A 12,735-nucleotide genomic window follows, 5' to 3' on the forward strand; every position below is an offset into this window, starting at 1 on the left:
AGACTGGCTCTCATAACGGTTGCCGCTGGTGAAGCTGCTGCTGTAACGTGAATCATAGTTGAACATACGGGCCGCAAACACGGACAATGTGGCCTTGCTGTCGTTCAGGCTCATTGGTGCCGCGTCAGCATAGTTCGTGTTCTGGCCGCCAATCACGTTGACAACGCCCGAGAAGCCCATGAACGCACGCGGATTAAACGTATACAAATCCTGGTTGGCGAAAGGTGTATTGATCATCTGCCGGCCGCCGCGTGCTTCCAGCCAACTATTCTCGTACTGGAGATACGCTTCACGCATGGACTGCATGCTGTGCGTGTGGCTGGTCAGCTCGGAGCTGCCATCATGCGCAGGATTCTTGGAGTACAGACCGAGGGACTGTCCGGTATAGCCACCCAGCCCGGCGCTAAACCCTTCAAACGCACCGCTGTGGATAATAAGGTCACCGCCTACGGCAAAGGCGTTCTTGGTGTCACCTGTATGCGCTTGATTGGCATAGGTGAAGTCATAAACGCCAGCATTGCCGGTGATGGTGGTCTGCTTCAGCGCGTCCTGCAGGCTTTGCGCGTGCGCCGGGGTGGCAAGGCCCGCAAGCGGCAGCATGCCAGCCGCAACAAATGCCGCCTTGCTGCAGGATGTTTTCATTTTATGAAGAGTGTGTTTGAGCCTGGACATGTTTGTCCTCCTGTTGTTGTTTATATAAGCAGGGAAACCCCTCAATAGGCAGGGGTAGCCTGCTTGGCTTGTATTTGGTTTTCGCTAATGAGAAAACTAATATTGTATGCAGGGTCTGATACAAAAAAAGTTATCAATGGATAAAACCACACCACAAGCTGGTTAGTCTGCATCCAGCTTTTTTGCTGGGGCATTTAGTCGTACATTTCTGTTTTACCCTTTTCTTGGCCGTCGGATAGGATAATTATTTTATCCTCTAATAAATATGATTATGAAGCAGCTGTGTCAGTGTCAAATAAAAATTGCCGATCAGATGCACTTGGGCTAAGGCTGTTGCGCCATGAACACACGTCGCATTAATTCTAATATTATCCGCAAGATAAATGTAGCGCGTGTTTTTCACGGCATTCGCAAATCGCCAGGCACTTCACCGCAAGATCTGTCCAAGGCAACGGGAATCGACCTGGCCACCATTTCCATTATTCTTTCTACATTAGAGCAAGAAGAGTTGATCGTCCGTACCGTGGGTGCCCGCACGGGACGTTCCGGCAGGCCAAACAGCCAGCTTAGTATCAATGAAAAGAGCGGCGTGCTCGTCGGCGTGGCGGTGGATCTGGAGGAAATTCACATCGTGCTTTCAAGCTTCGCGGGCACAAGGCTGGCAAGCTTGCGTGTGGAAGGCAGCGTTGAGCAGACACGCGCGGCGGGAGCGATCAAATCCGGCGTTTTCGCGCTCCTTAAACAGGTTGGTTATCCACGCAAGGCGCTGGCCGGGGTTGGCGTTGGTATGCCGGGTCTGGTGGGACTGGATGGCCGACTCGCCCTTGCCCCTGCGCTGGATTGGCATGACGTGGATTTTGGCGCGGCTTTGTCCTCTGCGCTTAATGTTCCTGTGCAACTGGAAAACGACGTCAAGGCTGCCGCCAATGCAGAGCATTTGTTCGGCAGCGGCGCGCATGATGCAGATTTTATTTATATCTCAGGCCGCTCCGGTGTTGGCGGCGGGCTGCATCTCAGCGGCAACATCTATCGCGGTCCGCTCGGCATGGCGGGTGAGGTGGGGCACATGAAGCTCGTCCCTAATGGCCGCCCGTGCGCCTGCGGTGCCTTTGGCTGTTTCGAGGCTTACGTTTCTGAACGCGCTATTTTCTCCTGCCTGCGCGAATCCTGTTTGCAATTCCACGATGTCGCGGAGGTGTACGAAGCTGCCTTGCGCGGAACTCCCGCGGTTCTGGAGGTATTGGCGGAATCAGGACGACATCTTGGGCTCGGTTTGGCGAATTTGGCGAATATCTTTGCGCCGAGCAGCATTATTCTTGGCGGCGCGATGGCAGTGCTGGCGGATTTTCTGCTGCCCGCGGCGCGTCCGGTTTTTGAAACAAATGCGCTGAAGGAAATCAGGCGTGATGTTGCCATCACCGTCTCTACTTTAGGTGATTACGCTGTCCCTATGGGCGGAATTGCTATTGCATTGCGGCATTTTCTGGAAGAGCCTCCCGCCACGGCCTTGCGCGCGCGCACCGTGGCCTGACGCCCTTTCGTATTGCCTGCTGATCCTGTAATTATAGTCTCGAATAACTGAGTGCGAAAAGCCGCCTGCTGGAGGGGTGTTGGATGACAAGCCGGGTAATTCCTGTTGAGCCGTTTGTTTTGGTTGTTTTTGGCGCGACGGGGGATTTGTCCCGCCGCAAATTGATCCCGGCAATGTTCCAGCGCGACGCGGCAGGTCAACTGCCTGAAGGTGCCGAAATTTTCGGTGTTTCCCGCAGCAAGCTCGATCATGCTGAATTCGTGGCGCAGGCGAAGGCGGCGGTTGAGGAGCATGTACCCCAGGCTGAACGTCCCGCCCTCTTGGTGGAGCGTTTTCTGAAACGCCTGCATTATGTTGCGGCCGATGCTACCGGCGACGGTGGTTGGGCGGAGTTGGCTGAGCAGCTCAAGCCTTTCAAAGACCGCGTTGTTGTCTTTTATCTTGCCACGGGTCCGGCTTTGTTTGGTCCCATCTGTGAACGCCTTGGCCGCTTCGGCCTTGCTGATGGTGATGCGCGCGTAGTTGTAGAAAAACCAGTCGGGAAGGACGGTGAATCCGCCCACGCGGTGAACGAGGCGATCAGCCGCGTATTCCCTGAAGACCGCGTCTATCGTATCGACCATTATCTCGGCAAGGAAACCGTGCAGAACCTGATGGCGCTGCGTTTTGCGAACGGTTTGTTCGAACCGCTGTGGAATGCCGCCCATATCGACCATGTGCAGATCACCGTCGCCGAATCGCTCGGGGTGGAAGGCCGCGCCGGATATTACGACACCGCCGGTGCGTTGCGGGACATGGTGCAGAACCATATCCTCCAGTTGCTCTGTCTTGTGGCCATGGAACCACCGGCCCATCTGGCGGCGGACGCCGTGCGTGATGAAAAGCTGAAAGTGCTGCGCGCGCTGCAACCGGCGCAGGAACATAGCTGGGTCCGTGGCCAATATCGCGCGGGCGCGTCCGCCGGAGGCCCCGTGCCCGGCTATCTGGACGAGCTGGGCGCCCCGGAAAGTCAGACCGAAACATTTGTTGCCTTGAAAGCGGAAATCGGAAATTGGCGTTGGGCGGGCGTGCCCTTCTATCTGCGTACCGGTAAGCGCTTGGCAGAGCGTGTTTCGGAAATCGTCATCACCTTCCGTCCGGTGCCGCATTCCGTGTTTGGCGAGGGTGCTGGGCCAATCCAACCAAATCGGCTGGTCATCCGCCTGCAGCCGGATGAAGGCGTGAAGCTCTGGCTGATGATCAAAGACCCCGGCCCGGGCGGTATGCGCCTGCGCCCCGTCCCGCTGGATATGAGCTTCGCCGCGGCCTTTAACGCCCGTAATCCTGACGCTTACGAGCGTCTGGTGCTGGACGTTGTGCGCGGCAACCAAACCCTGTTCATGCGCCGTGACGAGGTTGAAGCTGCCTGGGCCTGGATCGACCCGATTCTGGAAGCCTGGAGCCAAGCGCCGGAACCACCCAAGCCCTACACCGCCGGTACCTGGGGGCCTAGTGCCGCCATCGCCCTCATTGAACGCGACGGCCGCACATGGGCCGATGGCGCGCCATGATTCAACGCTTTGAAGACCGCGCCGCCCTCGCGTCGGCGTTGGCGCGGGATGTCGCCGCCGCCCTCAAATCCGGCCTGGACGCGCAAAGTGCCGCATCCTTGGCAGTTTCAGGCGGCAGCACACCCAAACTCTTTTTCGAGGCGTTGAGCAAAATCAGCCTGGACTGGGCGCGCGTCACGGTCACGCTGGTGGATGAACGCTGGCTGGACGAAGATTCGCCCCGCAGCAACGCCGCGCTGGTACGTCAGCATCTGCTCATTAACAAAGCCGCTTCCGCGCGCTTCCTGCCGCTTTATAATGGCGCGGATACACCCGAGGCTGGGCGCCCCGCTCTGGAAGCAGCAGTGGCAGCCCTGCACCTGCCTTTCGCGGCGGCGATATTGGGCATGGGAGAGGATGGTCACACAGCCTCTTTCTTCCCAGGCGGGGACAATTTGGCATCAGCTCTGGCACCCACGCCGGAGCAAAAGCTGGAAACAATGCACGCACCCGGCGCCGGAGAGCCACGAATCACATTTACGCTGCCGGTTCTGGCCGCGTCAGACTTCCTGGCCCTGCATATTGAAGGCGCGCGGAAGCAGGAGATTTTGGACCAAGCCTTGTCCCATGGCCCGGACGAAGCCATGCCAATCCGCGCCGTGCTGCGTTACAACCCCAAAATCTACTGGTGTCCCTGAGCGCCAGCCTCAGGCGGGCATGAAGGTCATAGCCAGCCCGTTAATGCAGTAGCGCAGCCCCGTTGGGGGTGGGCCGTCTGGAAAGACGTGCCCCAGATGCCCGCCACATTGGCTGCAATGCACCTCGGTCCGCTTCATGCCGAAGGAGTCATCCTCCTGCTCGTCAATGGCGTGGGGCAGGGGGGCATAAAAGCTCGGCCAGCCGGTCCCGCTGTCAAATTTCGCGGCCGATGAAAACAGCTTCAGGTTACAGCCCGCGCAATGAAAAATTCCTTTGCGATGCTCATTCAGCAAAGGCGAGGAGAAAGGCGGTTCCGTGCCCGCCTGTCTTAATATGTTATACTGCGCGGGCGTCAGCAGCTTCCGCCATTCCGCGGCCGTATGTGTCACTTTATAGAGTGTGGCAGCATGTCCGCGCGCCGCAATGGCAAAAACGCTGGCACTTACCAGCAAGTGACGCCGGTTGATCATGACGAACCTTTGAGAACAGTGACAGGATCAGCCCGATACAAGGCGGGGAATTGGACGTGCAAAGCCTGGATTTTCGGTAAGTCGTTGTAAACGATATAAGGATTATCCGGGTGCCGAACCAAAAAATCCTGGTGATAGGTCTCAGCCGGATAAAACGCCATGGCGGGTGCCACCTGCGTGACAATGGGGGCACGGAACACATGCGCCGCCGTCAGCTGGGCAATGTAACGCGTGGCAATTTCTTTTTGTCGCGGTGTCTCAAACCAAATCTCACCACGATATTGTGTGCCATGATCCGGGCCTTGATAGTTCAGCTCCGTGGGGTTGGCCGTCACGGCAAAGTAGATTTGCAGGATCTGACCAAAAGAGACCAGGCGTGGGTCGAAGGTTACCTTCACCGACTCGGCCTGTCCGGTCGTGCCGGTGCTGACCATCTCATAATGCGCCGTGGCTGCTGTGCCGCCAATATAGCCTGAAAGCGCCTGCTCAACCCCTTTTACGTGCTCAAAAACCCCTTGAACGCCCCAGAAGCAGCCGCCTGAGAGAATCGCGGTCTCATGCGGCGCCTCAACCGCCGGGTTGTAGGCGGGTGGCGGCACGACGGGTGAGGCTTGCGCCATCCCGCCCAAGGCCATTGCCAGCAGGGGAAAGAGAAGAAAAGAACCGCGCATAGGGCGCTCCTGTAACCTCTATAGGCTTATTATCGATGCATATATTTAAGCAGAGCCTTCGTAAGAACAAGAAGAGAACTTGGGCTATTCAATTTTTGGCGATGTAACAGTCCAGCCATGCACCGATTTTTCTAGTTGAAAACCGGAAATCGCGTTTAATTTATAGAAATACGATAAGACGCCCGAAGAAACGGGGCCATAAGGTGGGAGAAAAACAGTGACCACTCTGCTTAGTGAGTCCGCCCGCAACTATCCAGGCGGAGAAATTTATCCCCAAATCATGCATCCTGAAGCTGCGTCCGGGCCAATGAGGATCCAGCATCCCGGGCTGAGCACCATAGGCGAGGTTCTGGTAAGCGGTGTGCAAGACTGGCTGGCTTGCCGGACGGACGTGTTGGTTCTGGCCGTTCTCTATCCCCTGGCCGCACTTTTGCTGATTGGGGTGATCATCAATGATGCGTTGTTGCCGTTTGTCTTTCCGATTTGCGCCGGTGTGGCGCTGATTGGCCCTTTGGCGACCATCTGGTTCTCCGCCCTTAGCCGCCAGCGGGAACTGGATGGCGTGGCAACCAGCGAAGCCGCTGCCGCCATTTTTGAATCGTCACGCCTGCAAACAATCAAGCGCCTGGCGGTTCTGCTCTTGGGGCTTTTCGCGCTCTGGATCGCCGCTGCGGGCTTTATATATGCCAGCACCATGGGCAACGCCTCAGACAGCGGAACATTTCTGAGCAATGTTTTCACCACTGCCGGCGGGCATGAGATGATTGTCATCGGTATTTTGGTGGGCGCCGTGTTTGCCTTGGTGGCGCTGTTTGTTGGCCTGGTGGCTTTCCCGCTTGCTCTCGATCGCGAGGTAAGTGCGGGTACCGCCATATCCTTCTCGCTCAAAGTAGCCTTAGCGAATCCGTTTCTCGCCCTGGTTTGGGGCGGCGTGATCGTGGCGGGTCTGGTAATCGGGGCCGCGCCTGGGCTTCTGGGGCTGGCCGTCACTATCCCGGTGCTAGGTCATGCAAGCTGGCACCTTTACCGGCGGCTTGTTGCCACGGCTTGATTTTTCAAGGGTTTTGGGGCTTTTTGGCAAAATAACGAGTGTAACACTGACCTAATAGATTGCTGCCATGTCATGTCAAAATGTGACAATGGCTTTCGGTCCCCGCATAAACCTTATAAAGGCATTTCAGAGCCAACCATGTGGCGCAATTGTGCCGTGTGGTTGGCATTGGAGTGTATGGTGCCGAGGCCGGTCGTTGGCCGCGCTTGGGCGCCGGATATTTTGACGCGAGGCAGCTTTGAGACTGAAATCCTATCTCGCTCTGCTACCGGTGCTGGCGCTTGGCGCCTGTTCAAGCGGAGACTACCGGCTTTTTCATCCAGCCAACCTGATCGCCGCCCAGGAGTGGCACGCCACAATCGTTGATACGGTTGTGATGTTGCTGATCATCCTGCCGGTGCTTTTCATGATCGCCCTGTTTGCATGGCGGTATCGTAAGGGCGCTAATGCGGCACATGACCCCGAGTGGTCCCACAACACCCTGCTGGAACTGCTCGTCTGGGGCGTGCCTTTCCTTGTGGTTGCGGCGTTGGGCATCTACTCCATCAAGACGATCTACGCGGTGGAGCCGTATAATCCCGGTCTGTTCCAGAAGCAGGTCGCCGCCGACCCGCAAAGCGTTGTGAACGTGGACGTTATCGCCACGGACTGGCAGTGGGTGTTCGTGTATCCGGACCAGAAGATCGCCACGATCGACGATCTGGTTGTACCCAAGGGCAGCGTGGTGAAGCTTCATTTGACCTCCACCTCCGTCTCCAACGATATCTATGTGCCGCAGCTTCTTCCGATGATCGCCGTGATGCCGGGAATGCGCACGATAGACACGTTCGATACGCCTGATGTCGGCAGCTATACTGGTTTTGGCGCTGACTTCTCCGGTGCCGGCTTCTCCTGGATGCAGTTTGCCACCAAGATCGTCACCCCCGCCCAGTTCCAGGATTGGGTGCAGAAGGTTGCCTCCAGCCCCAACGAATTGAGCTATGCCGCGTTCCAGAAGGTGGCGCAGCCCCAAGTAAATATGGGCGCGAAAATTTCCTATTTCTCCAATCCCGACCCGCAGCTCTTCCACAAAGTGATCGCCGCCGCGCAAGCGGGCGTAGTCTATCCGGTGTCGGACGCGCTGACCAAGAGCATCGCCTCGGATGAGAAATAGAGCGAAGGAAGGTTAGATCATGCATTTACAATTTCCAGGGCCTTGGTCACCGCTCCTTGGCCGCCTGACGCTGAATGCGATTCCGTACACGAATCCCATTCTTCAGGGCACATTTGTCGGCGCAGCCGTCATTGCCTTGCTTGTGGTCGGCAGCGTGCTGTACTTCAAGAAAGTCGGTTATTTCTGGCGCGAGTGGCTGACCAGCGTTGATCATAAGAAGATCGGCGTCATGTATATCGTCATCGGCCTCGTAATGCTGTTCCGCGGCTTTGTGGACGGGCTGATGATGCGTACCCAGCAGGTTATGGCCAATGGTCCCCATGCCTCAGGTGTGCTCGGTTCCATGCACGGCTTCCTGCCGCCTTACCACTTCGACCAAGTCTACTCCGCGCACGGGACCATTATGATCCTGTTCGCCGCGACCCCCATCCTCACCGGTTTCCAAAACATCGTGGTGCCGCTGCAGATCGGTGCGCGCGACATGGCCTTCCCGTACATGAACGCGCTGAGTCTGTGGCTCACCACGGCGGGTGCAGTGCTGGTGATGATCTCTCTGTTCGTGGGTGACTTCTCCGCCGCTGGCTGGGTTGGTCTTATCCCGCTTACCGAGCTGCCTTATTCCCCGGGTGTGGGAGTGGACTACTGGATGTGGGCCATTCAGATCTCCTCCATCGGCACCACGCTGAACGCGATCAACATGATCGTGACCATCGTGAAAATGCGCGCGCCGGGCATGACTTGGTTCCGCCTGCCGATCTTCAGCTGGACCACGCTCTCCACCAACATCATCGGTCTCACCGCATTCCCGGTTTTGGGTGTGGCGCTGGCGCTGCTGGGCGCGGACCGTTACCTGGGCACGCATTTCTTCACCGCAGGCATGGGCGGCAACCTGATGCTTTACACCAACCTGTTCTGGATCTGGGGCCACCCCGAGGTGTATTTCCTCATCCTACCGGTGTTCGGTATCCTGTCCGAGGTGGTGCCGACCTTCTGCGAAAAGCCGCTGTTCGGTTACGTCACCATGGTGGCTGCCACCTTCGCCATCGCCGGTGTCTCCTGGCTGGTGTGGCTGCATCACTTCTTCACCATGGGTGCCGGGCCTGATATTAACGGCTTCTTTTCCATCGCCACCATGCTTGTGGGTATCCCAACGGGCGTGAAGGTCTTCAACTGGGCCTTCACCATGTACCGCGCTCGCATCACCTACACGGTGCCAATGATGTGGGCGATGTTCGGCCTGTTCCTGCTGCTGGCGGGTGGTTTGACCGGCATGATGCTGGCCATCCCGGCCGTGAACTATACGGTGCACGACTCCGTATTCGTCATCGCGCACTTCCATTGCATGGTGCTTCTGGTTGTTGCGGCGGCGTTCGCCGGCGTTACCTACTGGTTCCCCAAACTGTTCGGCTTCAAGCTGAGCGAAGCATGGGGCAAAGTGTTCTTCTGGCTGTTCTCCTCGGGCACGGTGGTTGTTTTTGCAGCTATGTTCGCGCTGGGCTTTCAGGGTGAAACTCGTCGTCTGGACTGGACCTACAACACGGCCTGGATGCCGATGCTGCTGGTCGAGGAATTCGGCATGCTGTTGTACTGCTTGTCCCTGGCGGCCTTCGCGATCATGCTGGTTGTGTCCATCCGTGACCGCGCCAAGAACCGTGCCGGCGCAGACCCTTGGGGTACCTCGCGCACGCTGGAATGGCTCACCCCGTCTCCGGTGCCGTTCTATAACTTCGCTATGACCCCGCAGGTGAACACCCGTGACGAGTTGGCATGGCGCCGCAAGCACGGCCTGGAAAACGCCAAGCCGGACCATTACGAGGCAATCCATATGCCGAGCAATTCCGGCCTCCCGGTGATCATCGGTGGATTGTCCGCAGTATGGGGCTTTGCGATGATCTGGCGCATCTGGTGGCTCGCCGCCATCTCCATCCTGGCGATCATCGTGTGTGTGATTATCCGCTCCTTTGACAAGAACGAGGGCTATCACCTGCAGCCCGGTGAGATCGAGGCGATGGAACGTGACCTTGCCACAGGCATGATCACGTCCGAGCAGCCTGACCGTTCTCACAACAATGCTATCCACGCGGAGGCGCATTAATGGCTCACCAAGCTGCTCCTGGCGCCAATACGCGCCTGTTCCATCCTGGCTATGAGGGGCATAGCCAGATTTCGGCTCGTACGCTGGGGTTTTGGCTGTATATGCTCAGCGATGCGCTGCTGTTCACGGCACTCTTCGCCGCTTATGCGGTGCTTGATACGCCCATGAACGCGGCTGGGGGGCCCATCGCCTCCCAGATCGTCAACCCGGTGGAAGGGTTTTGGCAGACCATCATCATCCTGGCCTCAGTGACCTCCTACAGTCTTGCCACTGTCGCCATGAAAAACGGCAATCGCAGCGGCACGATGCTGGGTATTGTCGTGGCTCTCGTGCTGGGGGCGGCGTTCGTGGCTTTCGGGTTCAACGACCTCGCCTCCCTCGCGGCTCAGGGCAATGGCATGGATCGTTCGGGTTATCTTTCCGCCTATTTCGTGCTGATCCTCACCCATGCGCTGCACATGATCTTTGGCGCCCTCTGGATGCTGGTGATGCTGGTGCAGATCCCGCGCTATGGTTTTAACGAAATGGTGGTGGCCCGTCTGCTTAACTTGCGTATGTTCTGGCAGTTTCAGGCCACCGTCTGGGTCTGCGTGTACATTTATGTTTATATGATTGGAGCCTGAAGATGGCCGGTTCTCATTCCGATCCGCTGGCGCATCCTGAAGTCCGGATGGGTGGCGCGCTGCGCTACATCGCTGGTTTCATCAGCACCGTGGCGCTGATGGGGGCGGCCCTCATCGTAACCATGCGTCATGACATGGCCTACCAGTCCTATGTGGAGTTGGTGGGCGGGTTGGCCTTCCTGGCGCTGCTCTCCCAGGCGGTACTTTATTATGGGCTGGATATCTCCAAGGCTCAGATCTGGAAGAGCGTCTCGCTCATCCTGACCGTGCCTCTGTTCATCATCACGGTTGGTCTGACCGTGTGGATGTTCCAGTCTCTGGATCATCGCACCATGCTGATCACCACCACCTTCCAGCAGCCTACGCTGTTGCAGTGATCCTGCCCCTTCACGGGATATGCACCCGGAGTGCCTTCAGGCGCTCCGGGTTTTTTATGCGCTGAGGGTTTGAAAATTCAGCCGTAGCCGGGCGGGCAGCACCGCGCCCAGCGTGACCCCCCGCGCGCCGAGAAAGATCAGAAATGCCCCCCACAGTCCGGCATTGCCAAAGCGCGGCATCAGCAGAAGCCAGCTCACCAGGAAAATGGCCAGCGAGAGCAGCATCATGTTCCGCATATCCCGTGACCATGTGGCGCCGATAAACACGCCGTCCAGTTGGAAGGCCGGCGCGGCAACCAGTGGCACCAGAGCCGCCCAGAGCAAGCTGGCGGCAGCGTCTGCGCGTACATGTCGCACTTCCGAAAGCAAAGCGATGAACTCCTGGCCAAAGACCAAATAAGCCAGGGTCAGCGCGGCTCCCATGGCAAGGCTCCAGCCCAGCGTCAGCCGGACCACGCGGGCGAATCCCGAGGCATTGCCCGCACCCAGCATCCGCCCGGCAAACTGCTCGGCGGCGGCCGCAAAGCCATCCAGCCCATTTGAGGCCAGGGCGAAGAATTGCAGATGAATGGCATTGGCCGCCAGCATCGCCGTACCCAAAGTGGCGCCCTGGCGGGTGAAGAAGGCGAAGGAGAACAGTAGCGCCAAGGTACGGATCAGTGTGTCGCGGTTCAGTTTGCCCATCAGTCGCCAGCCCTGCCCATGCCGCAAAGCCTCTGCGAGCCCTTTATGCAGTGGCCCCGCGAGGTGATGCAGCCAGATAAACCCCGCCAGAAACGCGCTCGCCTCACCGGCGACAGCAGCCCATGCCGCCCCCTCTATGCCCCAATGCAAAACAAGCACGGCGTTCAGGCAGAAGGTGATGTTCACAGTATTGAGCAATAATTGCAGCACCAGTCCGGCCACCGCTTTGCCATGGCCAAGCAGCGCGCCAAGAATGGCATAATTCCCCAGCGCGAACGGCGCGGAGAGCGCGCGGATGAGCGTATAGCTAACCGCCGCCTGCAACACCGCCCCCCGTCCACCCAGCCAGCGGAGGCCGTAATGTGCTTCCGACCCGCGCAGAAGGGCGATGAGCAACCCAAGCAAAACAGCCAAAACCAAGGAACGTTGGATAACGGCTCGTGCCGTATCCGGCTTGCCCGCGCCCAGTGCGATAGCCGACAGGCCGAGGGCGGTGCTGCGCAGGAAATTCAGGCTGACGAGTAAAATATCAAACAAGATTGCAGCAATGGCGATTCCCGCCGAAAGGGCCGCCACGCCCAGATGTCCAATGGCGGCGGTAGCAACGCTGCCTTCCAACGCCGTGCTGAGATAAGCAAACATCATTGGCACGGCGACGGCGAGAATGGCTCGGTGGGTCACGGTGGGCGCTTTGGTCATGCCGTCCAAAGGCCGTATTTTATACCGCCCGGCAAGCATGGCGGTTGAAGGAGAGCGTGATATGCCCTGGAAAGCGGAGGATGCCTATAGCCACACGCACAAGGCCAATACTCGCAGCCTGCAGGAGCTGTGGGCCAAAGTGGCGAATGAGGCGCTGGCCCGAACCGGGGATGAGGGCCGAGCGATAAGAGAGGCGAATGCGGTGGTCGCGCGGCAGCTGGACCAGCGATAACCCGGACGGCGGGCTTTAGAGGCTATCTAAAAAGATAATATGAGACTTGTGCGAGGGTTGTTGTAGACGTTGGCTTTGATTGCTGATTCTATGGGTTTTCTGCAGAGGAGAGCTGGACGTGGCGCATCGTTCGATAGGTCAAGGAGCGGTTTGCCTTCTCTGGGCGCACACGGCCCGCATCATCGCTCGACGAGCTTAGCTAGCTGATCGATTGGCATTCGGTCGCTACTCTTCTTGATCCGCTCTATT

At 58.1% G+C, this 12,735-nt stretch carries 12 protein-coding genes and 1 pseudogene; 9 read left to right on the plus strand and 4 right to left on the minus strand.

Features of this window, described 5'->3' with window-relative positions; translation table 11 throughout:
• Positions 1 to 600 (minus strand): annotated as a pseudogene (locus BUB54_RS18825) (hypothetical protein); the annotation flags it as partial.
• A 412-nt stretch (positions 601 to 1,012) separates the two neighbouring features.
• On the opposite strand from BUB54_RS18825, the gene BUB54_RS18830 reads away from it, so the two are divergent.
• The 3 genes from BUB54_RS18830 (at position 1,013) to pgl (ending at position 4,430) form a co-directional block, all read left to right on the plus strand.
• A complete protein-coding gene (locus tag BUB54_RS18830; protein WP_048879575.1) occupies positions 1,013 to 2,203 on the plus strand; it encodes an ROK family transcriptional regulator in 1,191 nt (396 codons plus the stop codon).
• 83 nt (positions 2,204 to 2,286) lie between these two features.
• Positions 2,287 to 3,753: a glucose-6-phosphate dehydrogenase gene (gene zwf, locus BUB54_RS18835; RefSeq protein ID WP_048879574.1), complete on the plus strand. Its 1,467-nt coding sequence runs from the start codon at positions 2,287 to 2,289 to the stop codon at positions 3,751 to 3,753.
• Positions 3,750 to 4,430, plus strand: coding sequence for a 6-phosphogluconolactonase (pgl, locus tag BUB54_RS18840; RefSeq protein ID WP_048879577.1), 681 nt, complete (start codon positions 3,750 to 3,752; stop codon positions 4,428 to 4,430). The genes zwf and pgl overlap by 4 nt, the downstream gene beginning before the upstream one ends.
• A 9-nt stretch (positions 4,431 to 4,439) precedes the next feature.
• Here pgl and msrB read toward each other — a convergent pair whose 3' ends face one another.
• Positions 4,440 to 4,901 (minus strand): peptide-methionine (R)-S-oxide reductase MsrB, encoded by a 462-nt coding sequence (gene msrB / locus BUB54_RS18845; protein ID WP_048879573.1) that lies wholly within the window; start codon positions 4,899 to 4,901, stop codon positions 4,440 to 4,442.
• Complete coding sequence (gene msrA / locus BUB54_RS18850; protein WP_048879572.1) at positions 4,898 to 5,572, minus strand: peptide-methionine (S)-S-oxide reductase MsrA; 675 nt, start codon at positions 5,570 to 5,572, stop codon at positions 4,898 to 4,900. Before msrA ends, msrB begins: the two co-directional genes overlap by 4 nt.
• 217 nt (positions 5,573 to 5,789) lie before the next feature.
• Between msrA and BUB54_RS18855 the strand changes: the two genes are divergently transcribed.
• The 5 genes from BUB54_RS18855 to BUB54_RS18875 all read left to right on the plus strand — a co-directional run bounded on the left by BUB54_RS18855 (position 5,790) and on the right by BUB54_RS18875 (position 10,871).
• Positions 5,790 to 6,623 carry a DUF2189 domain-containing protein gene (locus tag BUB54_RS18855; protein WP_048879571.1) on the plus strand — a complete coding sequence of 278 codons (834 nt, stop codon included), beginning with the start codon at positions 5,790 to 5,792 and terminating at the stop codon, positions 6,621 to 6,623.
• A 238-nt stretch (positions 6,624 to 6,861) separates the two neighbouring features.
• Entirely contained in the window at positions 6,862 to 7,776 is a 915-nt protein-coding gene (locus BUB54_RS18860; protein ID WP_048879570.1) for a ubiquinol oxidase subunit II, read from the plus strand.
• 19 nt (positions 7,777 to 7,795) lie between these two features.
• Positions 7,796 to 9,871, plus strand: a complete 2,076-nt coding sequence (locus BUB54_RS18865) for a cbb3-type cytochrome c oxidase subunit I (protein ID WP_048879569.1) — start codon at positions 7,796 to 7,798, stop codon at positions 9,869 to 9,871.
• Complete coding sequence (locus BUB54_RS18870) at positions 9,871 to 10,494, plus strand: cytochrome c oxidase subunit 3 (RefSeq protein WP_052948407.1); 624 nt, start codon at positions 9,871 to 9,873, stop codon at positions 10,492 to 10,494. Before BUB54_RS18865 ends, BUB54_RS18870 begins: the two co-directional genes overlap by 1 nt.
• A 2-nt stretch (positions 10,495 to 10,496) precedes the next feature.
• Positions 10,497 to 10,871 carry a hypothetical protein gene (locus BUB54_RS18875; protein ID WP_048879568.1) on the plus strand — a complete coding sequence of 125 codons (375 nt, stop codon included), beginning with the start codon at positions 10,497 to 10,499 and terminating at the stop codon, positions 10,869 to 10,871.
• 54 nt (positions 10,872 to 10,925) lie between these two features.
• On the opposite strand, the gene BUB54_RS18880 is transcribed toward BUB54_RS18875, so the two are convergent.
• On the minus strand, positions 10,926 to 12,254 hold the full coding sequence (locus BUB54_RS18880; protein ID WP_048879567.1) for an MATE family efflux transporter: 1,329 nt from the start codon (positions 12,252 to 12,254) through the stop codon (positions 10,926 to 10,928).
• Between the two features lie 61 nt (positions 12,255 to 12,315).
• Between BUB54_RS18880 and BUB54_RS21025 the strand changes: the two genes are divergently transcribed.
• Entirely contained in the window at positions 12,316 to 12,486 is a 171-nt protein-coding gene (locus BUB54_RS21025) for a hypothetical protein (protein WP_175556550.1), read from the plus strand.
• Positions 12,487 to 12,735: the final 249 nt, after the last annotated feature.

The sequence above is a fragment of the Acidocella aminolytica 101 = DSM 11237 genome (assembly GCF_900129125.1).
In the GTDB taxonomy this organism is placed as follows: Bacteria; Pseudomonadota; Alphaproteobacteria; order Acetobacterales; family Acetobacteraceae; genus Acidocella; species Acidocella aminolytica.